17 protein-coding genes and 1 other RNA gene are annotated in these 20,457 nt (G+C 70.9%); 7 read left to right on the top strand and 11 right to left on the bottom strand.

Features of this window, described 5'->3' with window-relative positions; translation table 11 throughout:
* Nucleotides 1–22 precede the first annotated feature (22 nt).
* Nucleotides 23–1,219, bottom strand: coding sequence for a hypothetical protein (locus AB0910_RS21720; protein ID WP_366746253.1), 1,197 nt, complete (start codon nucleotides 1,217–1,219; stop codon nucleotides 23–25).
* Between the two features lie 614 nt (nucleotides 1,220–1,833).
* On the opposite strand from AB0910_RS21720, the gene AB0910_RS21715 reads away from it, so the two are divergent.
* Nucleotides 1,834–2,646: an alpha/beta fold hydrolase gene (locus AB0910_RS21715; protein WP_366746252.1), complete on the top strand. Its 813-nt coding sequence runs from the start codon at nucleotides 1,834–1,836 to the stop codon at nucleotides 2,644–2,646.
* Here AB0910_RS21715 and AB0910_RS21710 read toward each other — a convergent pair.
* A complete protein-coding gene (locus AB0910_RS21710) occupies nucleotides 2,643–4,262 on the bottom strand; it encodes a helix-turn-helix domain-containing protein (protein ID WP_366746251.1) in 1,620 nt (539 codons plus the stop codon). The genes AB0910_RS21715 and AB0910_RS21710 overlap by 4 nt on opposite strands.
* A 181-nt stretch (nucleotides 4,263–4,443) precedes the next feature.
* Between AB0910_RS21710 and AB0910_RS21705 the strand changes: the two genes are divergently transcribed.
* The 4 genes from AB0910_RS21705 (at nucleotide 4,444) to AB0910_RS21690 (ending at nucleotide 6,319) form a co-directional block, all read left to right on the top strand.
* Nucleotides 4,444–4,848 carry a hypothetical protein gene (locus tag AB0910_RS21705; RefSeq protein WP_366746250.1) on the top strand — a complete coding sequence of 135 codons (405 nt, stop codon included), beginning with the start codon at nucleotides 4,444–4,446 and terminating at the stop codon, nucleotides 4,846–4,848.
* Nucleotides 4,838–5,245, top strand: coding sequence for an ATP-binding protein (locus AB0910_RS21700; protein WP_366746249.1), 408 nt, complete (start codon nucleotides 4,838–4,840; stop codon nucleotides 5,243–5,245). The genes AB0910_RS21705 and AB0910_RS21700 overlap by 11 nt, the downstream gene beginning before the upstream one ends.
* Nucleotides 5,245–5,508 carry a helix-turn-helix transcriptional regulator gene (locus AB0910_RS21695; protein ID WP_366746248.1) on the top strand — a complete coding sequence of 88 codons (264 nt, stop codon included), beginning with the start codon at nucleotides 5,245–5,247 and terminating at the stop codon, nucleotides 5,506–5,508. The genes AB0910_RS21700 and AB0910_RS21695 overlap by 1 nt, the downstream gene beginning before the upstream one ends.
* Before the next feature lie 39 nt (nucleotides 5,509–5,547).
* Nucleotides 5,548–6,319 (top strand): IS5 family transposase gene (locus AB0910_RS21690; protein WP_366746301.1). Its coding sequence is split into 2 segments (ribosomal slippage): nucleotides 5,548–5,831 and nucleotides 5,830–6,319, totalling 774 coding nucleotides; the frame shifts between segments, so codons are not numbered across the junction.
* 345 nt (nucleotides 6,320–6,664) lie between these two features.
* Here AB0910_RS21690 and ssrA read toward each other — a convergent pair.
* From ssrA to ftsE, 5 genes are all read right to left on the bottom strand, one after another.
* Nucleotides 6,665–7,052, bottom strand: a transfer-messenger RNA (tmRNA) gene (gene ssrA / locus AB0910_RS21685).
* Nucleotides 7,053–7,173: 121 nt separating this feature from the next.
* Nucleotides 7,174–7,653 carry an SsrA-binding protein SmpB gene (gene smpB, locus AB0910_RS21680; RefSeq protein WP_366746247.1) on the bottom strand — a complete coding sequence of 160 codons (480 nt, stop codon included), beginning with the start codon at nucleotides 7,651–7,653 and terminating at the stop codon, nucleotides 7,174–7,176.
* A gap of 82 nt (nucleotides 7,654–7,735) precedes the next feature.
* Nucleotides 7,736–8,932 carry a S41 family peptidase gene (locus tag AB0910_RS21675; protein ID WP_366746246.1) on the bottom strand — a complete coding sequence of 399 codons (1,197 nt, stop codon included), beginning with the start codon at nucleotides 8,930–8,932 and terminating at the stop codon, nucleotides 7,736–7,738.
* A gap of 69 nt (nucleotides 8,933–9,001) precedes the next feature.
* Nucleotides 9,002–9,919 (bottom strand): permease-like cell division protein FtsX, encoded by a 918-nt coding sequence (gene ftsX, locus AB0910_RS21670; protein WP_366746245.1) that lies wholly within the window; start codon nucleotides 9,917–9,919, stop codon nucleotides 9,002–9,004.
* A gap of 73 nt (nucleotides 9,920–9,992) precedes the next feature.
* Nucleotides 9,993–10,682 carry a cell division ATP-binding protein FtsE gene (ftsE, locus tag AB0910_RS21665; protein WP_345654685.1) on the bottom strand — a complete coding sequence of 230 codons (690 nt, stop codon included), beginning with the start codon at nucleotides 10,680–10,682 and terminating at the stop codon, nucleotides 9,993–9,995.
* Nucleotides 10,683–10,953: 271 nt separating this feature from the next.
* Here ftsE and AB0910_RS21660 point away from each other — a divergent pair, with 271 nt between their 5' ends.
* Complete coding sequence (locus tag AB0910_RS21660) at nucleotides 10,954–11,148, top strand: hypothetical protein (protein ID WP_345654688.1); 195 nt, start codon at nucleotides 10,954–10,956, stop codon at nucleotides 11,146–11,148.
* Between the two features lie 130 nt (nucleotides 11,149–11,278).
* On the opposite strand, the gene AB0910_RS21655 is transcribed toward AB0910_RS21660, so the two are convergent.
* The 4 genes from AB0910_RS21655 to AB0910_RS21640 form a co-directional block, all read right to left on the bottom strand.
* The gene (locus AB0910_RS21655; protein ID WP_366746244.1) at nucleotides 11,279–12,211 is read right to left on the bottom strand and encodes a hypothetical protein; all 933 of its coding nucleotides are present in this window, start codon (nucleotides 12,209–12,211) and stop codon (nucleotides 11,279–11,281) included.
* Nucleotides 12,212–12,486: 275 nt separating this feature from the next.
* Nucleotides 12,487–13,593 carry a peptide chain release factor 2 gene (gene prfB, locus AB0910_RS21650; RefSeq protein ID WP_366746243.1) on the bottom strand — a complete coding sequence of 369 codons (1,107 nt, stop codon included), beginning with the start codon at nucleotides 13,591–13,593 and terminating at the stop codon, nucleotides 12,487–12,489.
* Nucleotides 13,594–13,665: 72 nt separating this feature from the next.
* Nucleotides 13,666–14,913, bottom strand: coding sequence for a serine/threonine-protein kinase (locus AB0910_RS21645; protein ID WP_366746242.1), 1,248 nt, complete (start codon nucleotides 14,911–14,913; stop codon nucleotides 13,666–13,668).
* A gap of 203 nt (nucleotides 14,914–15,116) precedes the next feature.
* Nucleotides 15,117–16,784 (bottom strand): protein kinase, encoded by a 1,668-nt coding sequence (locus AB0910_RS21640; RefSeq protein WP_366746241.1) that lies wholly within the window; start codon nucleotides 16,782–16,784, stop codon nucleotides 15,117–15,119.
* 484 nt (nucleotides 16,785–17,268) lie between these two features.
* On the opposite strand from AB0910_RS21640, the gene AB0910_RS21635 reads away from it, so the two are divergent.
* Nucleotides 17,269–20,388: an FtsK/SpoIIIE domain-containing protein gene (locus tag AB0910_RS21635; RefSeq protein ID WP_366746300.1), complete on the top strand. Its 3,120-nt coding sequence runs from the start codon at nucleotides 17,269–17,271 to the stop codon at nucleotides 20,386–20,388.
* Nucleotides 20,389–20,457: the final 69 nt, after the last annotated feature.

Here is a 20,457-nt window from a genome sequence, read left to right as displayed (position 1 = left end):
CTTTCTGGTGCGAGAGGAGGGCCTACATAACTGGGGACCGATATTCTCCGCAGCGCACGTTCGACCGACCTCCGAGCACGTGTTGGAGGTGTGAGTAGATGTGCTGGTCGAAGGTGACTCGATCCTTTGGAACTCCCGGATAGCCACCCCACTCCTGTAGTTCATCGTCGGTCGCATGATGAACGCAGTAGTTAAACCGATCGTAGAGCGGCGGTTCGTTGAACAAGAACCAGAAGTAGGGGAACGTGACTGGCACGCGCTGCGAGAGATCGCGTAGTTCGTCGGTGCCAGCCCGACTGATGTACTTCTCGGGTGCACCTTCGATCAGACCGGCCGCCTCGTCAATCAGGCCGGCCGTCAGGTAGCACAGGTAGAGCGAGGCCAGCAGGACGGCGACCTTGGAGTAGTTTTGTCGCATGCCGATGCGCGCGCCCCCATAGTGCACGTTGCTGTTGTCGTGCAGATCACGAGCGGCGTCGTGCGTGGGATGCAGAAATTTCCCGAGGAACGTGTAGTGGGCTTCGATCCGTGCGGCCACGGGAGCATCAATGAGTTCGTTGAGCTCCAAGAACTCCAGCAGCGCATCATATGAAAGATAGAACTTGTAGCTCAGCGCACTCTCGGCGCGGCGCCCCTTGAGTGCCTTAATAAGTTCCGGCTCCGGCTCGTAGTACTGGAAGTAGTCCTCATCCTTGAGCCGCATGGTCTCAGGATGAAACTGCTGAAAATGAAAATAGTGAGCCGGGATGATGAAGTCGGGATCGTCTTCGCTCTTGTATCCTTCGGTCACATACGCCAGGTGCCGAGCGATCCGCGGCGCCTTCTTAACGTCGATAACAGCAGTCTCGCCGGCCGCACGGAGCGTCGCGCACTTCTCCCGCTCTTCCCGCAAGAAGACCTTGAACTCGGCCTCCGTTAGCTTCGTCATGTCGCGGAGTGTGAATAGCTTCCTACCGCGGCACATCAGCATGAAGAGCAGGTAGTACTCAAGCAGTGAGCGCCCGAGCCCCAAGGAATCTGCGACCTTCTGATTCTCGATGAGCAGGAGACAGCTATCCACCGTCTCCATGCGCATGTTGACGAAGTCCAGCATCTCGTCGTATGCGCCGAACTGGACCTCCCCCACGGCGATCTTGGCTCCCCATGCCCCATAGGAAACAAGCATCGCTCGCGTCAGGCTGTTCGCCCTGTCGATCTCAGCGTCGATCCCATTGGGCACATTGGCCTCCCGTGTCGCACAAAGCTCACACACTAGAATCCTTTTCTAGCAGCGCCGCGCGAGGCGGGCAAGTGAATTTCGGAGGGTGCTATGAGCGCGAACCTGGCGGGCGCGGACGGGCGCTTACGGCGCCTCCGAGGGTAGATGCGAACTGACCATAAACCTGCTAAGCTGGAAGCATCCGTTTGCTCAGCGGTATCCACATCCCCTGGTTCGATTCCAGGCATCGTCCAATCAGTTACCATAGCGGCATTGGAAGCGGCCTCCCTGACTGACAACATTGTACGTCTCCGCCACGAGAAGCAGGAAGGAAACAAGAACGCCAACGAGGAGCCACGGCTACCTCTACGACGCAGGAAGGGAACGCACCGCAAGGCAAAGAAAAGAGGCAATTACATGAGTAAGGCACTAACGGGCGTAGCGCTGATACTGACGATGCATAGTGGTCTGGATGTGGCTGAAGCTGAGCAAACGGCCAAGAACAACGTATAGAGAAGCATGGCAGAAGGCGCCCTGACTCGTAGAAGAGCACGGGCGCTTTCTGTTTTCCCATCACGGTGTCCAACAATGGGCGGTCTGTTGGGTCATCTGGCAATCCCTCTACGCTTGCGGACATGCCTTCTGACACCGTGACGGTTCGTACGCTCGACGGCCTGCACCTGGCGGCCACGCTCGTAACGCCCTCGGAGACAACGGCCCGAGCCGCGGTGCTCGTGCACGGCGGAGGCGTCACGCGGGAGGAGGGTGGCTTCTTCGGTCGCCTTGCTGACGGCCTGGCGGCGGCCGGCGTGGCGTCGCTCCGATTCGATCTGCGCGGCCACGGTGAGAGCGAGGGCCGGCAAGAAGAACTGACGCTCGCCACCATCCTCAATGACATCCAGGCAGCGCTGGCCTACACGCGCGAGGCAACCGGCGCCGAGCAGATCACCTTGAACGGTACGAGCTTCACTGGTGGCGTTGCCGCCTACTACGCCGCACACCGACCGCACGAGGTCTCGCACCTGCTGCTGTTCAATCCGCAGCTCGACTACAAGTGGCGCACCATCGACTCACGGCCGTACTGGGTCAACGACTCCATCACCGAGGAAGCGGCCCACGGGCTCGCCGAACGCGGTTTCATCCAGTTCACGCCGACTCTTGTACATGGGCGCGCCATGCTCAACGAAGCGTTCTGGTTCCCGACGCAAGAAGCGCTCAGCCTCGTCCAGGCACCAACTCTCATCGTGCACGGCACCGCTGACACGCTCGTGCCGTTCGAGTCGTCGCAGAGCGCCGTACAACGCTTCAACGCCCCCGTACAACTCGTGCCCGTGAACGGTTCGCAGCATGGCTTCGCCGTCCATGATGACCCGCAGTACCTCGACCCCAAGAGCCAGGAGTACCAGGCGTTCGTCATCCGCACGGTGGCGGAGTGGCTGACAACCTAGGCGGCCCGCAGTACCTCGCGGAACTCGCGTACCGCTGGCCGGCTGTCCCAGCGGGCGAGGGTTTGCAACGTCTCGCCAAGCACGCGCACCGTACGTTCGGACTTCATGGCACGAGCGACCTTGGCGGAAGCGGCGCCCACTCGCGCCGCTTCGTCAGGCTCACCGCTGAGCGCCAGAGCAGCCGCACGCCGAGCGTTGAAGAAGCCGCCATCTCGGACAGACAGCGTTCCAGCTCGCATCGACTCGTCGAACAGCTCGACAGCCATTCCGGGCTTGCCGGCCTCGGTGAGGCTGACGGCGTTGCGTAGTAGAAGCGTGTGCTCGGTGAAGTACTCGCCCAAACCTTGCTGGCTGTCGTCACCTGCACGCACGAGCAAGTCTTGAGCAACCCCGAGCTTGTCCTGGACGGCCGTGAGCGGATCACCGACCATCGCCGCACCAAGCGCTTCCTGTTGGGTCACTTCGGCCTGTACGCGAAGCGGCAACCGCCAGCGGCCGTGACCGGCTGCTTGAGCAAGGGTCAGTACTCGGATGGCGTCGCGGTCGTCGTACGCCATCTGCGACTTCTTGAGCAGCACGTAGCCTTGCAGAGCAGGGTCATCCGCTTCCTGCGCCCACTCCATCGCGCGGTCATACCAAAACGTCGCGGTGCTCGGTTGGTGCAGGTCGCGGTACAGCCAACCAGCGAACTCCGCGCCATCTGCCCCGACTGACAGCAGCTCTCGTCGCACGCTTGGTTTCACGTCACGGGCGTGCTGGTCGATCGCTCCAAGCAGGCCGAGCACGACAGGGAGGGTCTTCCGTGGCCCGCGTGCGCCGTCATCCTGCTTGGCGGTGTCGAGCTGGCTGCGGAAGTAGTCCACTACGGGCGCGTCAAGGTAGCGGTGCGCATCTTCGAAAGCGGCGGCAACGTGCTGAAGTTCATCCAGGCCGAGGCCCGATAGCGCTGCGGCGGCAACGCCACCTTTCAGCAGTGACCGGCGATTGAGTGGGCTCATGGCTTCAGGCTCCGTGGTGTGCGCGGTGTCGCTTGTCTTGCCGGCAGTCACCGCCGACAGATCAAGCAAGCGGCCAAGCCCACTGGCGGCCAGCGCTTGAGCATCCACGGGCACGAGCACCGAGTGACCGTCTACCGCGACGGGCAGCAGCGTGCTGCCTCGGGATTCGGGTACCTCTTCCGGTACCGGCTTCGTATTACTGGTGACAGCCATCCCCGCCGGCTTGTCGCCTGGCAACTTGAACCACAGTAGGTCTGCCGGTACAGCCAGGCTATGCGCCCAGCTCATAAGCTTGCCGAGATCCTGCGGTGCACTGCTGGCGCTCTCGATCCGGCTGAGCTGTGCCTGAGTAAGCCCCAACCACCCGGCGAGCGTTTCCTGCGATACGACCCGGGTGTGCCAGGGGTGGACGCGGTAGGCGTAGAAGACGCGGCCCATGTGCCACGAGGCCAGCGCCTCACGGAGTTGCACGTCCTGCCAGAACGTCGCGGGCACGTCAGGCGGTCGCGTGATGGCCGTGATCTGCTGCCGACGGAGGCAGGCGGCGCATAGCGTGCCGCGGTTGTCGCGGGCCAGTCGTGTGCCGCAAGAGCAGAACCGAACCTGTTGCTGTGCCATCTCGTACCCCAAGGCCCTGACGCACCCGTGCTGTAAGCCAAGCCTACGGACCGTAGGCGGGCAGTGTCCGGCTGTCTATGCAGCTGACGCATACCTTCGCATGCTGCGCCACCATGACGCCCGGCTCATCCTGCTGTCCACGCTTCATACAGCCCTTTCTCCCAGGTGCAGGAGCGACAGCATGACCACAGCCGCAGTGCAACCGCATACCCAAGGCGGTCTCACGAGCGCGTTCGCCTACCTCCGCCGTCTCCCCAGCATGGACGACACAGCCGTGCGGGAAGCGGTCACCGCCTTGACGGCCTTCTCTATCCGCCAGGGCCTCAGCTTGGCCGGCATCCACTACGAAGAGCGTCCGAATGAGCGGCTGGACACCTGGATGGAGCTGATCACGAGCTGCCGTTCCGAGGCTGTCTCCAACGTCCTGGTGCTGAGTGCCGACCACTTCCACCACGACGCCACCGTGGCGGCCTACATGCGCGAGGAACTGGCGGAGAAGATCCAGGGCACGGTGTGGCTCGTCACTGAGACCACCACGACGAACCAGACGGCACCGGCCATTGAGGCAGACGGCCATGACCGTTGAGCGCTACATCAGCACCCTTGAACTCGACGCCAAGGCCGAGGCGACCCCGTGGGCAAGGCGGCACGTACGTGACGTACTGCGTGCCTGGCAGGTGGCCGACGAGAAAATCGACACGACCGAGCTGGCCGTCTGCGAGCTGGTATCCAACGCCGTGCAGCATGTCGCGCCCGAGACGCCTCACGCGCACGTCACGCTGACGCTTCGCCACGACGATTCGCAGCTCATCGCGGAAGTAGCCGACCCGAGCAACCGCCCGCCGGTTGCCAACCCTGCCATGTCCGGCGACGCGGAGGGCGGAAGGGGTCTGTTCATCGTTAGTGAGATTTCCAAGGAGTGGGGCTACTACCTCCTACCGACCGGCGGCAAAGTCGTCTGGTGCATCATCGGGTTGGCGTGATGACCGTGACGATCTCGAAGCGGAAGCGTCCGCGCACCCTCCACCATGAACCTCGCACCGTTACCTGGGCACGGACCAAGTCAGGACTTACCAAGCGGGCGCTCGCGCAGGCGGTAGGAATCTCCGAGCAGTTGCTGAACGAGATCGAATCGGGGTGGCGAAGCGCGACGCCGGCCAACCTCATGAAGATCGCCGACGTACTGAACTGCCCTGTGGTGTTCTTGGAGCGGAAGCAGGGGTGGCACCCCAGGCCAAGGTGCTAGGTCGTGCCGCAAAGTGGTTGGGTCATTGGTCTGTTCGTGGTGCGTCGTCATGAGCTGACTGATGAGTCGTGGGCGGTGATCGAGCCGTTGCTGGCTCCGCCGCGGATGGGGCGTCCGGTGCGGGACCTGCCGGAACGGTACGGGCCGTGGAAGACGGTGTACGAACGCTTCCGCCGCTGGTCGGCCAACGGTACCTGGGACCGGCTGCTGGCCCACGTCCAGCAGCACTCGGACGCGGTTGGCGCCGTCGACTGGACCGTCGTGTATGTCGATTCCACGACCGTGCGGGCCCACCAGCACGCGGCCGGAGCCCGAAAAAAGGCAGCCCTGGCCAGGTGAGGCGATCGGCCGGTCCCGCGGCGGGCTCACCACGAAGATCCACCTGGCCTGCGACGCACGGGGCCAGCCGCTCGCCTTCACCATCACTGCGGGCAACGTCAACGACTGCACCCAGTTCAAGCAGGTCATGGCCCTCATCCGCGTCGAGCGGTGCGGGCCCGGCCGTTCCCGGACCCGGCCCGAGCAGGTCGTCGCGGACAAGGGCTATTCGTCCACCAAGATCCATACCTACCTGCCTCGGCGGGGCATCAAGGCGGCGATCCCGGAGCGGATCGACCAGATCACCGGCCGTATCCACCGGCGCGAGAGCCTGTGCCGGCTCAACCGGTCCGCCTACCGGCGGCGCAACGTCGTCGAGCGCTGCTTCAACAAACTCAAACACAACAAGGCCCCGGCCACCCGCTACGACAAACGCGCCCGCCACTACCAGGCCACGGTCACCCTCGCCTGCCTACGCCTCTGGCTCCCCTGACATTGCGGACACGATCTAGAGACCATTCTGCGGCTCCTCAGCAACCCGGCCAGGTTCTATCGCGAGTCCAGTCCCAACGGGCGCAAGGTGCTCGATCGAGCTATGTTCACGCGCCTCTACCTCGATGCTGTGGACGATGCGCCGACCGTCGTCCGGCACAACATGACCGAACCCTTCGCAGCCCTCATCGAGGCAGAAGGAGGGGTCAGTCTGGCGGAGCAGGCTGACAAGGTCCTAGAACGACGAAACGGCACCCTCTCGAGGGAGGATGCCGTTTCACTGGGGTTGACCAGTGCAGACCTTCTCGTTGTGGCCCTCACGGATGGGGTTCGAGAATGTCCGAAATGGTGGAGATGGCGGGAATCGAACCCGCGTCCAACGGTGCGGAATCAGGGCTTCTCCGAGCACAGTCCACTACGATTTTCTCGGCCCCGGAGATCACGTGGACAAGTCTCCGACGGGCTCAGTCACTGTGTGATTTCCCTGTACACCCCGTGACCGGGTCTACAGGTTTAGTTCCCTAGCTGATGCCAGGATCCGGGTCGGGAACAGCCCCGGGCTGACACTCCGCGGAGTCTTCGCCTAGCTGCTTATCAGGCAGCGAGGGCGAAGGCGGAGGAATCGCGCTTGGAATTGGCGATTATTTTTTGCGACATATGGTTTACGAGATCATTGCCGCTTCCTCGGCTCGCTTCCCCTGCTTCGACAGCCGCTGTCGAAACCGATCATCCCCATGTTGATTTTTCAAGACGTGCACCCGCTGTGAGGCGCGATGCCCATCGTACGGGATCAACGCCCGCACGTGCCAGCGCATTCCCCGCGCCGGGCGGCCGGGCGGGCCCGGGCCCTGCCGGTCAGCCCCGCTGGCGGCGGCGCACGGCCGAGATGGCGCGCTCCGTCTCCCTGCGGTCCTGCTTCTCCCGCAGCGTCTGCCGCTTGTCGTACTCCCGCTTGCCGCGCGCCAGCGCGATCTCGACCTTGGCCCTGCCGTCCTTGAAGTACAGGGCGAGCGGCACGATCGTGTGGCCCGTCTCCTGCGCCTTGGACTCCAGTTTGTCGATCTCGGCGCGGTGCATCAGCAGCTTGCGCTTGCGCCGCGCCGAGTGGTTCGTCCACGTGCCCTGGCTGTACTCGGGCACGTGCACGTTGTGCAGCCACGCCTCGTGGCCGTCGATCTGCACGAATCCGTCGACGAGCGACGCCCGCCCGAGACGCAGCGACTTCACCTCGGTCCCGGTCAGGACCAGTCCCGACTCGTAGGTGTCGAGGATCAGGTAGTCGTGCCGCGCCTTCTTGTTCTGCGCGATCAGCTTGCGCCCTTTTTCCTTAGCCATAGTCCCGCTATTTTCGCACCTCGGTGCAACCTCTTTTACGTCCCGCGTCCCGCGTCCCGCGCGCGGGACGCGGCCCCCGCGTTCAGGCGCCGTCGCCGAGCCCGCCGAGCACCGTCAGGGCGCGGCGCTCCGCGTCGCCGCCCGCCGCCACGTCGGGGGTGATGCCCCGGCCGTCCACGGCCCGGCCCGCGGGGGTCCTGTAGTGGCCCACGGTGAGCTCGGCGACCGAGCCGTCGGGCAGCGTCGTCGGCATCTGGATGGACCCCTTGCCGAAGGTACGCGACCCCACCACGACGGCCCTGCCACGGTCCTGGAGGGCGCCGGTGAGCAGTTCGGCCGCGCTCATCGTGCCGCCGTCCACGAGCACCACCAGGGGCCGCTCGGTGTCCCCGCGCCCCTTCGCGTACAACGCGTGCTGGTGCCCGTCCATGCCGTACGTCGCGACGAGGCCGCCGTGGAGGAACGCGGAGGCAGCCGTGACGGCCTCCGAGACCAGGCCGCCGCCGTTGCCCCGCAGGTCGAGGACGATGCCGGCGCCCGGGGGTGCGTCGCGCACCGCCTGCCGCACCTGTGCGCCGGTCCCCCGGGTGAACGAGTCGACGGCGACGCGCCGCGCGCCGCCCGGCAGCGGTGCCACGGAGACCGAGGCCACCGCGAGCCGCGCCCTGCGCACGGTGCGGGAGACGCGGTGCCCCGCCCGGTCGAGGCCGAGCACGACGGTGCTGCCGGGCGGGGCCGCGGGCCCCGCACCCTGCTGCGGATCGCCGCGCAGCAGCCCCATGACCCGGGTGACGGGCAGCCCGGCGACCGACCTGCCGTCCACGGCACGCAGCACGTCGCCCGGGCGGACGCCGGCCCGCGCGGCGGGGCCGCCGCGCTCGGTGCGGGTGATCTGCACGAGACCGTCGGCGGTGCGGCGGGCGCCGACCCCGACGCCGGTGTACGCGCCGTCGAGGGCCTGCGTGAACTCCTCGTACTCGCTCTTGTCGTAGACCGCGCTCCAGCGGTCACCGCTGCGGCTGACGACCTGTTGGGCGGCGTCGGTGCCCGACTGGCCGCGGGCGACGGCGCGGCGCGCGGCGTCGGTGACCGCGCCCGCGTCGAGCGAGGGCGCGGGCCGCGCCTCGGCGGCCGGGGCGTCGTGCGGCGCGGAACCGCCCTGGTGCGGCAGCGAGTCGGTGGCGGCGGCCGTGGCGAGCACGCCCGCGAACACCAACGTCAGAGCGGCCCCGCGGCCGAAGCGGCGGGGCCGGAGACGGAGCGTGACGTGACCCGGCATGGCGCATCAGTCTAGGACAACGCCCCGCGCCCGACCGGGCCTTGACCCGTAAACCCCAGGGGGCGCTTGTCACACTCTCAGGTACTTGCGCAACGCGATGAAGGCGGCGACGGCGGGCATCAGCAGCCCGATCGCGAGGACCAGCGGCAGCTTGGAGAGCACCGCGTCCCAGCCGATGAACTTCACCAGCTGCATCTTCTGCTGAAGGTCGAGGCCGCCGTCGATCAGGAAGTAGCGGCCGAGCATCAGCATGCCGCACGCCACCACGCCGCCGATCAGCCCGGCGAACGCGGCCTCCATGATGAACGGCAGCTGGATGTAGAAGCTGGACGCGCCGACGAGCCGCATGATGCCCGTCTCCCGCCGTCTGCTGAACGCGGAGACGCGCACGGTGTTGACGATCAGCATCAGGGCGATCACCAGCATCAGTGCCATCACGCAGAGCGCGGCGATGTTCATGCCGTTCATCAGCGAGAACAGGTTCTCCAGGATGGAGCGCTGGTCCTGCACCGACTGCACGCCGTCCCTGCCGGAGAAGGCGGTGGCGATCACCTTGTACTTCTGCGGGTCCTTGAGCTTGACGCGGTAGGACTCCTCCATCTGGTCCGGGGTGATGGAGGACGCGAACGCCGTGTCGCCGTACTGCTGCTGGTAGTGCTTGTACGCCTGGTCGGCCGTCTCGTGGTAGACGTGCTGGATGATGCCCATCTTGTCCAGGTCGGCCTTGATCGACGCCTTCTCCTGGTCGGTGACGGCGCCCTTCGTGCACGCGGGATCGCTGGTCGCGTCCGCCTTGTTGCAGAGGAAGATGGAGACGTTGACCTTGTCGTACCAGTAGTCCTTCATCGTGCTGACCTGCTCGCGCATGAGCAGCGCACCGCCGAAGAGGGCCAGCGACAGGGCGACGGAGACGACGACCGCGAAGGTCATCGTGAGGTTTCGGCGGAGACCGACGCCGATCTCCGACAGGACGAACTGGGCGCGCATGGCGTCCTTTCAGCTGTGATGCCTGGGTGGTTCGCGCGGCCCGCGAGGACCGCGCGACATCGGTGCGCGAGGGTCAGTGCTGGTAGCCGTAGACGCCGCGGACCTGGTCGCGGACCAGCCGGCCCTTCTCCAGTTCGATGACGCGCTTGCGCATCTGGTCGACGATGTTCTGGTCGTGGGTGGCCATCACCACGGTCGTACCGGTGCGGTTGATCCGGTCGAGCAGCTTCATGATGCCGACGGAGGTCTGCGGGTCGAGGTTGCCGGTCGGCTCGTCCGCGATCAGCAGCATGGGGCGGTTGACGAACGCCCGCGCGATGGCGACGCGCTGCTGCTCACCACCGGACAACTCGCCCGGCATGCGGTCCTCCTTGCCGCCGAGGCCCACCAGGTCGAGCACCTGCGGCACCGACTTGCGGGTCTCGCCGCGCGAGCGCCCGATGACCTCCTGCGCGAACGCCACGTTCTCCGCGACGGTCTTGTTGGGCAGCAGGCGGAAGTCCTGGAAGACCGTGCCGAGCTGGCGGCGCATCTGCGGCACCTTCCAGTTGGACAGGCGCGCCAGGTCCTTGCCGAGGACGTGCACCATGCCGTGGCTGGCCCGCTCCTCGCGCAGGACGAGCCGGAGGAAGGTCGACTTGCCGGAGCCGGAGGAGCCGACCAGGAAGACGAACTCCCCCTTCTCGATCTCCAGGGAGACGTCGCGCAGGGCGGGACGGCTCTGTTTCGGATAGGTCTTGGAGACGTTGTCGAATCGGATCACGATGCACCACGGTCGGCCGGGAGTAGGTGTGCGTGACCTTACGCGAACCGGCTGGGCCCGCGCAGTCGGCGTCCTGGGATGGGCGAATTGTCGCGCGGGAAGCGGCCGGCCGCGACTCGGCGCGCGGCCGGAAAGCGTACGGGAATCCGCCCGCGCGCGCCGAGGCGGCCGGGAACTGGCACAGTGGTAGGGGGAACGGTCGCGTTTCCCCGGGCGTTGCGCGGAGAGGAACACCACGAGCGGCTCCGCCGCGCGGTGAGGAGGAGAGCGCATGACCTACGACAGACTGGTGTGCGCCAACTGCGCGGGGCCGGTGAGCGAGGGCAGGTGCCCCGTGTGCCGGGCCAACAGGGAGCGCCTCCAGCAGAGCGGGCCCTTCGGCGGGCTGAGCCTGGCCGCCGTCCTGACGGTGCTGGTGCTGCTGATGGCGGCGGTGGCCCTGGTGGCGGTGAACCAGCCCGCCTGACGGGCACGGCGCCACACGGTGCAGGAACCGCACAGACCGCAGGGACCGCACAGACCGCACGGAAGAGGGCCCGGACGCCGAGGCGTCCGGGCCCTCCCGCGTACCGGCCGGATGGACCGGGTGCGCCGGGTCAGGCGGCCGTGTTCCGGGTCGCCAGACGCGGCAGGAAGCGGAAGCCGACGCCGCCGGCGATCATGGTCGCGGCGCCCAGGATGAGGAACGTGGTGTCCCCCGACCCGGTCTCCGCGAGCTGCGACTTCCCCGCGCTCTGCTCGACGGGCTGGTTGCCGACACTGTCGGTGTCGGTGTTGTCGGCGCAGTTCACGCTGTCCACGTCGACGGTGCAGGTGTTGACGTCGCCCGAGCCGCCGCCGGAGGCGGAGCCGCCGGTCGCGCTCGAACCGCCGCCGGTGCTGCTGCCGCCCGTGCTGCCGGAGCCGCCGGTCGCGGAGGAGCCGCCGCCGGTGCTGCCGGAGCCGCCGGTGGCCGAGGAGCCGCCGCCGGTGCTGCCGCCGTCGTCGCCGGAGCCGCCGTCCGTGGAGGACCCGCCGGTGTCGCCGGAGCCGCCGTCGGTGGACGTGCCGCCGTTGTCGCCCGAACCGCCGTCGGTGGTGCTGCCGCCGTTGTCACCGGAGCCGCCGTCGGTGGTGCCGCCGTTGTCGCCCGAGCCGCCGTTGTCACCGGAGCCGCCGTCGCTGGTGGAGCCGCCGTTGTCGGACCCGCCGTCGTCGCCGCCGATGAGGCCGCCGAGCAGGCCGCCGACACTGGCGGAGCCGCTCACGCCGGAGGACGACTCGCCACTCGCGCCCTCGGACGAGGAGCCGCCGGAGCTGCTGCCGCCGTCTGAGGAGGCGCCGCCGTTGTCACTGCCTGCGTCGACGCCACCGATACCGCCGGTGGTGCTGGTGTCGCCGCCGCTCGTGGAGCCCGCGGAAGTGCCCGGGTCTCCGGTACCGCCGTCACCCGCCGCCTGCGCGGCCCCCGCGGCCGTCAGCGACGCACCGGCGACGATCACCGCGCCGGCGGCGATGCGCGCCACGCGGACACGCGTCTTCTTGGTCATCTGCCTGGTACCCCCAGTAAGTCAGTCGTCATGGGAGCAGCGCCCGGAGCGGCGGCCACGGGGAGCGGGTGCCTTGGTTCGTCCCCCGGTCACACGCGCCCCAGAATTACGCATGCCAGGCGTCAGCCTGGCGATTTTCCATATACGCGTCAAGGCCGTTGCGGGCGCGATGACCGTTAGGGCGCGAGTTGTCCGACACGTCCGCCCCCAACTGTGACATAAAAGGGAACTGCCGCCTCCAAAGCGGCAGTTCCCTTGTCGACAAAGCGTCGCGCTTATTTCTCCTGCTGCTTGCGCCAGCGAATTCCGGCTTCGAGGAAACCGTCGATCTCGCCGTCGAGCACGGCCTGGGGGTTGCCCACTTCGTGGTTGGTCCGCAGGTCCTTGACCATCTGGTACGGGTGGAGGACGTACGAACGCATCTGGTTGCCCCAGGAGTTGCCGCCGTCGCCCTTGAGCGCGTCCATCTTGGCCTGCTCCTCCTGGCGGCGCCGTTCGAGCAGCTTCGCCTGGAGGACGTTCATCGCGCTCGCCTTGTTCTGGATCTGCGAGCGCTCGTTCTGGCAGGAGACGACGATCCCGGTCGGGATGTGGGTGATGCGGACCGCGGAGTCCGTGGTGTTGACGCCCTGGCCGCCGGGGCCCGATGCGCGGTAGACGTCGACGCGCAGCTCGGTCTCGTCGATCTCGACGTGGTCGCTCTGCTCGACGACCGGCAGCACCTCGACGCCGGCGAACGACGTCTGGCGGCGGCCCTGGTTGTCGAAGGGCGAGATGCGCACCAGGCGGTGGGTACCCTGCTCCACGGAGAGCGTGCCGTACGCGTAGGGCGCCTTCACGACGAAGGTGGACGACTTGATGCCCGCCTCCTCCGCGTACGAGGTCTCGTAGATCTCGGTGCTGTAGCCGTGCCGCTCGGCCCAGCGCAGGTACATGCGCTGGAGCTGCTCGGCGAAGTCGGCGGCGTCGACGCCGCCCGCCTCCGCGCGCACGTTGACGAGCGCCTCGCGCTCGTCGTACTCGCCGGAGAGCAGCGTGCGGACCTCCATCTCGTCCAGCGCCTTGCGCACGGACTGGAGCTCGGTCTCGGCCTCGGCGCGGGCGTCGGCGTCGCCCTCGTCCTCCGCGAGCTCGAACAGGACTTCCAGGTCGTCGATGCGGCCGCGCAGCGCCTCGGTCCTGCGGACCTCGGCCTGCAGGTGGGAGAGCCTGCTGGTGATCTTCTGGGCCGCTTCCGGGTCGTCCCACAGGGACGGCGCCGCGGCCTGCTCCTCGAGAACAGCGATGTCTGCCCTCATCTTGTCGAGGTCCAGGACGGCCTCGATCGACTCCATGGTCGAGGAGAGGGACTTCAACTCTTCGGATACATCGACGACTGCCACGCGCCCAAGCGTAACCGCTGGCCGCCGCGCTCCCGCCAGGCCGTGCGGCGGCGGCCGGGCGGGGCGGCGGCCTCAGGGCGCGGGCCGGCTGCTCTGCTTCGTGTCCTGCGGGGTGTCGTCGCCGCTGGTGGCGAGCCATCCGCCGACGCCGAGGGCGACCACGAGGACACCGGCGCCCACACCGAGGGTGAGGCGGCGCTTGCGCACGGCCGCCGCCTTGTGACTCTTGGCGGATCCGGGGCGCGGGGCGCCCGGCGCGCGCGGGACGCGGGCGGTGCCGCGTGCGCCGCCCGCCAGCTCGTCGGGGGCGGGCACCCGCATGCTGGTGTGGGTGTCCCGGTTGGAGTCGGGCGCGGAGCCCTGCACCAGGGGCACGGCGCCGCGGCGGCGCTGCCCCTCCTCCTCGCCCGCGGGCACGGCGCCCGCCGCGGCGGCGCGCCCCACGGGCTCCTCCGCGTGCTCTGCGCCGGGCTCGTCCACGTCGAGCGGCGGGATCCCGGCGAGCAGCGGCAGCACCTCGTGCAGCCGGGCGGCCAGCTCGGAGGCGCGCAGCCGGGAGGCGGGCGCCTTGGCCAGGCACTGGACGAGCAGCTGCCACAGCTCCTCGGGGATGCCGGGCAGCGGTACGACGGTCTCCGTGACATGGCGGCGCAGGACGGCGCCCGGGTGGCCGCCGCCGAAGGGCGTGAAGCCGGCGAGCAGCTCGTACAGGACGGTGGCGAGCGCGTAGATGTCGACGGCGGCGCGCGGCGGCAGGCCCTCGACGATCTCGGGCGCCAGGTAGTCGGGCGTGCCGATGATGCGGGTGGACTTGGTGCGGCTCGGGGTGTCGATGAGCTTGGCGACGCCGAAGTCCGTGATCAGCGCGGGGTGGGCGCCGCCGGGGCCGGCCGGGCCCTCCATGTCGAGCAGGATGTTCTCCGGCTTGACGTCGCGGTGGACGACGCCCTTGGCGTGCGCGGCCGCGAGGCCCTCGGCGACGTCGGCGACGATCGCGACGGCGGCCTCGGGCGCGAGGCGGCGCTCGCGGTCGAGCCGGGTGCGCAGGTCGGTGCCGCGGACGAGGCGCATCACGAGCGCCAGGTCGTTGCCGTCCACGACGAGGTCGCGCACGGCGACGACGTGCGGGTGGTCGAGCCCGAGCAGGGCGGTGCGCTCCTGCACGAAGCGTCCGACGAGCTCCTGGTCTGCCGCGAGATCGTCGCGCAGCAGTTTGACGGCGACGGGGCCCTCGGGCCCTTCGCCGAGCCACACCGTGCCGGCGCTGCCGCGTCCCAGGATCTGGGTGGCGGTGTACCGGCTGCCGATATTCCGTGCCAAGACTGCTCCCTCAGGCGGCTGGCGTTGCCCCTCGGTCGACCCTCAAAGTACGCGGCTTCCGGGGTGTTCCGTGCCCAGGACGGCGTCAACCTTCACTTCCGGGGAGGAATTCACCCCCGAAAGTCGATATAGCTACGACATGGCCGCCCGGCCTGGGCCGTACGGGACCGGTCACGGGGCCGGTACGTGCCCCCGCGCGCGGCTCACCCGCCGGAGCCGGAGCCTCCACCGCCCAGGTCCGAGATCCAGCCCGTCACCTTGGAGATGCCGTCGCCGATCGCGCTCCAGTAGCTCTTGCCCTCGGCGATCCAGCTCTGGAGCGGGGTGAGGTCCCAGACCAGCCAGCCCGCCACGAACAGCACCACGAGGACCACGAGGCAGCCCTTGAGGCAGCCGAGGCCCGGGATGCGGACCGGGTTGGCGCTGCGCCGCCTCGGCTCGCGCGCCGGGCGGGGCTCGGGCCGCGCGTACTGCTGCGGCGGGGCGGCGTACGGCTGCGGCTGCGGCCGGTACTGCTGCTGCGGGGGCTGCTGCCTGCGGGCCTGCGGGCGGTACTGCTGCTGCGGGTAGGGCGCGGGCGCGGCGCCGTACGGCGGGCGGCCCCCCTGCTGCGGCTGCCGGTGCGGCCGGTGGCGCAGCGGGTCCTGGCCCGGGTCGACGGGCTGGACCTGCGTCTGCTCGTTGCGGTCGCGCGCGGCCCGCAGCTGGCTCTCCCAGGGGTGCGGGCCCTGCTGCCCCTCGCCGCCTCCTGGGCCCTCGGGGCCCACCGGCGGCATGACGTTGGTTGCGGCGGCCGGGTCGTACCCGCCCCGGCCGCCCGGCCCGGTCTGCGGCAGGACGCTCGTCGGGTCGGCGGCGCCGCTGGTGGGCAGCACCTGCGTGGGGTCGGCGGACGAGCCGCCGGTGGGCAGCACCTGGGTCGGGTCGGCCGCGCCCGGCGTCTCGGGGACCGCGGTGGGCGCGGGGTCGGGCGCGAGCAGCGCGACGGCGCCGAGGGCCGCGTCGACCTGCGCGGGTGTCGCGTGGACTCCGATGCCGGGCGCGACGGTGCGCAGCGCGGTGGCGAGGTTCACGGCGCTCGGCCGCTCGTCGGGGTCCTTGCGCAGGCAGCGCTCCATGACGGCCCACAGCGGCTCGGGCACGGTGGTGGGCCTGCGGGGCTCCTCTGTGAGGTGCTTCTGGAGCACTTCGAGCGAGGTGGCGCCGGAGAACGGCGGGCGGCCGGTGAGCAGCTCGTAGAGCAGGATGCCCGCGCCGTACACGTCGACGGCCGAGGTCTGCGGGCGGCCCTCCGCGGACTCGGGCGCGACGTACGCGGGGGTGCCGACGAACTCGGCGGTCCTGGTGAGGCCGGGCGAGTCGGCGAGGCGCGCGATGCCGAAGTCGGTGAGCATCGGGTGGAGCTGCCCGCCGTCGTCCTTCAGCAGGACGTTGGCGGGCTTCAGGTCGCGGTGCACGACGCCCTGCGCGTGGCTCGCGGCGAGCGCGTCGGCGATCTGCGCGGTGAGCAGGGCCGCGCCCACCGGCGAGAACGGGCCGTTCTCGCGCAGGTGGCGGTGGAGGTCGGGGCCCTCGACGAGGTCCATGACGAGCGCGAGCAGGTCGCCCTCGACGACGAGGTCACGGGTGCGCACGATGTTCGGGTGGGTGAGGCGGAGCAGGACGGAGCGCTCGCGCAGGAACCGCATCACGACGTCGGCGTCGTTGGCGAGCTCCTCCTTGAGGACCTTGATCGCGACCGTCTCGCCCGGCTGGCCGGGCACGGCCGCCTCGGCTCCGGCGGTCTCCCGCTGCGAAGCCCGCCACACGGTGCCCGTCGCACCGCGTCCGAGCGGCTCCACGAGCAGGTACTTGCTGCCTACCGGCCGCACGTCATGTGCTCCCTGCTGATAGCGGTCACTGCATCGTCCCGTCCCCCGGGGACCCCGGCCCACTTTAGAGCCTCTCGTTAGGATCCGGCCGGGCTCGCGTGCCCCGGCACCTCCTCCGGCCTCCGGCCGGGGGGACCCCCAGGCACCGGACCCCGCTCCCTGATCCGGCCCGACCCGAACGAAAGGCCCCGTGCCGCCGAAAGGGTCACCGGGGGTGACCGGCCGCGTCCCGGAGGGCGGCGGCGCGGAGGGCGGCCCTCGGGGGAAGGACGCGGGCGTGGCGCGTGCGGTTGCCCGCCGGGCGGTCCTGTGCGCGCGGGAGCCGGTCCCAAGCAGGCATTTATGTGCGCACAGCCGACCAATCAAGATCACTCAGGACCGGGTCGCGGGCACGTTGTCGGCGGCAGGTGCGAGGATGCCCTCACCCACCGGTGGAGCCCCGCGGCCCGCCGGACTCCCCGCGCAGAAGGGACCGCTGACGGCGATGCAGATCCGGCTGACCGTCCTCGCGCCGGGGCGCGCGTGCGACGCCCGTGCTGGCCGTGATGGCTCTGATGGCTGCGATCTCCAGGTGACGGCACCGGCGGGCACGGCGCTCGCGGCGGTGGCGTCCGGTCTTGCCACGGCCGTGCTCGGCCCCGACGCACCGGCCTCCCCTGTGTTCTACGCGGGCCGGGCGCGGCTGGACGCGCAGCGCGCGCTGCTCGGCGCGCCGCCGCTGGTCGACGGGGCCGTGCTGACGCTCGGCGCGCCGGGCGACGACGAGGCGCCGGTGCAGGAGGCGGCCGCGCAGCTGCGGGTGGTCGGCGGGCCCGACGCGGGCGGGGTGCACCTGCTGCACGGCGGCCGGGTGGTGATCGGCAGGTCCGCCGATGCGGACGTGCCGCTCGACGACCCGGACGTGTCGCGGCTGCACTGCGCGGTGACGGTCGCGCCGGGCGGCACGGTGACGGTGGCGGACCTCGGCTCGACGAACGGCACGTCGCTCGACGGCGCCGCGGTCGGCCCCGCGCAGGTCCCCATGGCAGGGGGCGCGTGGCTGCGGCTCGGCGAGTCCACGCTGACGCTCGCGCCCGGCACCCGCGAGCCCGCCGTGGCCACGGCGCCGGACGGCGAGGGGCAGCTGCGCCTGGTCCCCGCGGGCCCAGGGCCCGGCGCGGCCCCCGCGGGCGCCGAGGCGGGCGCGGCGGCGCAGGCCCCCGGTCCTTACGGCCGCGGGCCCGCCGAACCCTCCGTGCCGCGGGCGCGGCAGGGCGGCAGCACAGGCACCCCCGCCGGCGCGGGCGCACCCACCGGCGCGGGCGCCCCTCCTGGCGCGGGCGCCCCGGGCAGCGTCCCGCAGGTGCCGGGGCCGCGCGCCGGCGGCCTGCCGCACGGCCCCACGCCGTACGGGGAGGCGGAGCCGGTCGCGCACGGCAGGGCGGCGGACGGCGACGAGGAGGCGCAGGCCCACCCGGGCAGGCGCCGCGGCATCGGCGCCTGGGCGCGGCGGCTCGGCGGCGCGCGCGGCGAGACGCACATCGGGGTGCCGGTGCAGCGCGCGGGCGAGCCGCCCACGGGGCGCACGCCCGCGGACGGCACCTGGCCCGACCCTGCTGAGCTGCTGCTGGCGGCGCTCGGCCCCGGGCAGCGCCTGTGGGAGCGCGGGCCCGGCCATCCGCAGGAGCTGGTGGTCAGGCTCGGCACGGCGGACCGGCCACAGGGCCCGGTGCCGGTCACCGCCGACCTGCGGGACGCGGGGTCGCTCGGCCTCGCGGGGCCGCGGGCCCGGCTGGTGGGCCTCGGCCGCGCGGTGGCGGCGCAGCTGGCCGCGCTGCACGCGCCGTCGGAGCTGGAGATCGTGCTGATCACCACGGACCGGGCGCTCCCCCTCGACGAGCGCCGCAGGGACTGGGGGTGGCTCGGCTGGCTGCCGCACACCCGCCCGGGGCGCGGCCAGGACTGCCGGCTGCTGCTGGCGTTCGACCGGGACCAGGCGGCGGCCCGCGCCGCCGAGCTGACCCGCAGGCTCGACGAGGGCCCGCTCGGCGCGGGCTGGGCGTCGGCGGACGCCGCGGCGGTGGCCGAGGCGGCCCGGCGGCACACGGGGCCGCGCACGCTGCTCGTCGTGGACGGCGATCCGGGCTCGGCCGCGCTGCGGGAGACGACGGCGCGGCTCGCCGCGTCGGGCCCCGCCGCGGGCGTGCACGTGCTGTGCCTCGCGGAGGCGCCGGCCGCATCCGCGGTGTCGTCCGTCACGGCGACGTACGACACGGCGTGCCTGGCGTCGCTGCCGTTTCGCGAGTGCGGGGCGGTCGCGCTGCTCAGCGGCGACGTGGCGGGCGCGCTGCGGCTGCTGCGCACGGCGCCGGGCCGTCCGGTCGGCGAGGACCGCGGCGCGGTCGCGGTGGTGGACGCGGTGTCCGCCGCGTGGGCCGAGCGGTTCGGGCGGGCGCTCGCGCCGCTGCGGACGGCGGGAGCCGCGGCGGGCCCGCGCCCGGCGGCCGCGCTGCCGCGCGCCGCGCGGCTGCTCGACGAGCTGGGCCTCGCGCGGGCCACCCCCGCCTCGCTGCTGGCCAGGTGGGCGCAGGCGGCGGACGCGCCCGAAGAGGCGTGCGTCGCGGTGCTCGGCGCGGGACCCCGCGGCCCGGTCGCGGCCGACCTGGGCCGCGAGGGCGCGCATCTGCTGATCGAGGGCCCGCAGGGCAGCGGGCGTACGGAGCTGCTGCGGGCGGTCGCGGCGTCGCTCGCCGCAGGCGCACGGCCCGACCGGCTCGGCCTGCTGCTGGTCGAGGGTGCGGGCGGGATGCGCGGCGACGGCCTTGCGGCCCTCACCGAGCTGCCGCATGTCACGGAGCATCTGGTGGCGTCGGACCCGGTGCGGATGCGGGAGTTCGCGCAGGCGCTCGGGGCGGAGCTGAAGCGGCGGGCCGAGCTGCTCGGACCGCTGTCGTACGCGCAGTGGCGCCAGGCGCACCCGGCGGGGCTCCCGGTGCCGGAGGGGCGGGCGGGCGACGTGGGCACGACGACGCGGACGCTGCGGCTGAGACCCGGCGCCGCGCGTGCGCAGGAGCAGGCGGCGCCCGTGCCCGACCCGCTGCCGCGCCTCGTGGTGCTCGTCGACGACGTGGACGCGCTGGTGGCGCCCGCGCTCGGCAGCCCGGGGCGGCCCGCCGCCGGGTCCGTGGTGCGGGCGCTCGACGCGGTCGCGCGGGACGGCGAGCGGCTCGGGGTGCACCTGGTGGCGGCGTCCGCGGCGGACGGGCGCGCGGCGGGCGCCGAGCTGGCGCGCGCGGCGCGGCTGCGCGCGGTGCTCGACGCGCCGCCCGCGACGCCGTCGCCCGACGACCCGGCGCCCGGCAGGGGCCGCCTCATCCGCCGGGACGGGGACGGCACGGCCTTCCAGGCGGGCCGGGTGACGGGCCGCATTCCGCGCACGGCGACGCTGCGGCCCACGGTGGCGCCGCTGGAGTGGGAGCGGATGGGCGATCCGCCGACCCGCCGCCCGGTCAGGGAGCTGGGCAACGGCCCCACGGATCTGGCGCTGCTCGCCAGCGCCATGGACCGCGCGGCCCGCTCCGTGGCCGCCGCCCCCGTGGCGCCCCTGACCCCGGCCCGCCCCTGAGCCGGGCGCGGCCCCGGGGCGCGTCCGACGGGGCGTCACGAGGGCATCACGATGGGCTCGTACGGGCGC

Source organism: Streptomyces sp. NPDC047002, from assembly GCF_040704505.1.
GTDB lineage: Bacteria > Actinomycetota > Actinomycetes > Streptomycetales > Streptomycetaceae > Streptomyces.
Note: the sequence above shows the minus strand (reverse complement) of the source record. Positions and strands in the feature narration are given on the sequence as shown.

Excerpts from the sequence above, each read along its gene's own strand:
- AB0910_RS21635 (WP_366746300.1), top strand. The coding sequence starts at position 17,269 with ATGCAGATCCGGCTGACCGTCCTCGCGCCGGGGCGCGCGTGCGACGCC.
- smpB (WP_366746247.1), bottom strand. The coding sequence starts at position 7,653 with ATGGCTAAGGAAAAAGGGCGCAAGCTGATCGCGCAGAACAAGAAGGCG.
- AB0910_RS21715 (WP_366746252.1), top strand. The coding sequence starts at position 1,834 with ATGCCTTCTGACACCGTGACGGTTCGTACGCTCGACGGCCTGCACCTG.
- AB0910_RS21660 (WP_345654688.1), top strand. The coding sequence starts at position 10,954 with ATGACCTACGACAGACTGGTGTGCGCCAACTGCGCGGGGCCGGTGAGC.
- AB0910_RS21705 (WP_366746250.1), top strand. The coding sequence starts at position 4,444 with ATGACCACAGCCGCAGTGCAACCGCATACCCAAGGCGGTCTCACGAGC.
- AB0910_RS21710 (WP_366746251.1), bottom strand. The coding sequence starts at position 4,262 with ATGGCACAGCAACAGGTTCGGTTCTGCTCTTGCGGCACACGACTGGCC.
- AB0910_RS21655 (WP_366746244.1), bottom strand. The coding sequence starts at position 12,211 with ATGACCAAGAAGACGCGTGTCCGCGTGGCGCGCATCGCCGCCGGCGCG.
- AB0910_RS21695 (WP_366746248.1), top strand. The coding sequence starts at position 5,245 with ATGACCGTGACGATCTCGAAGCGGAAGCGTCCGCGCACCCTCCACCAT.
- AB0910_RS21700 (WP_366746249.1), top strand. The coding sequence starts at position 4,838 with ATGACCGTTGAGCGCTACATCAGCACCCTTGAACTCGACGCCAAGGCC.
- AB0910_RS21675 (WP_366746246.1), bottom strand. The coding sequence starts at position 8,932 with ATGCCGGGTCACGTCACGCTCCGTCTCCGGCCCCGCCGCTTCGGCCGC.
- ftsX (WP_366746245.1), bottom strand. The coding sequence starts at position 9,919 with ATGCGCGCCCAGTTCGTCCTGTCGGAGATCGGCGTCGGTCTCCGCCGA.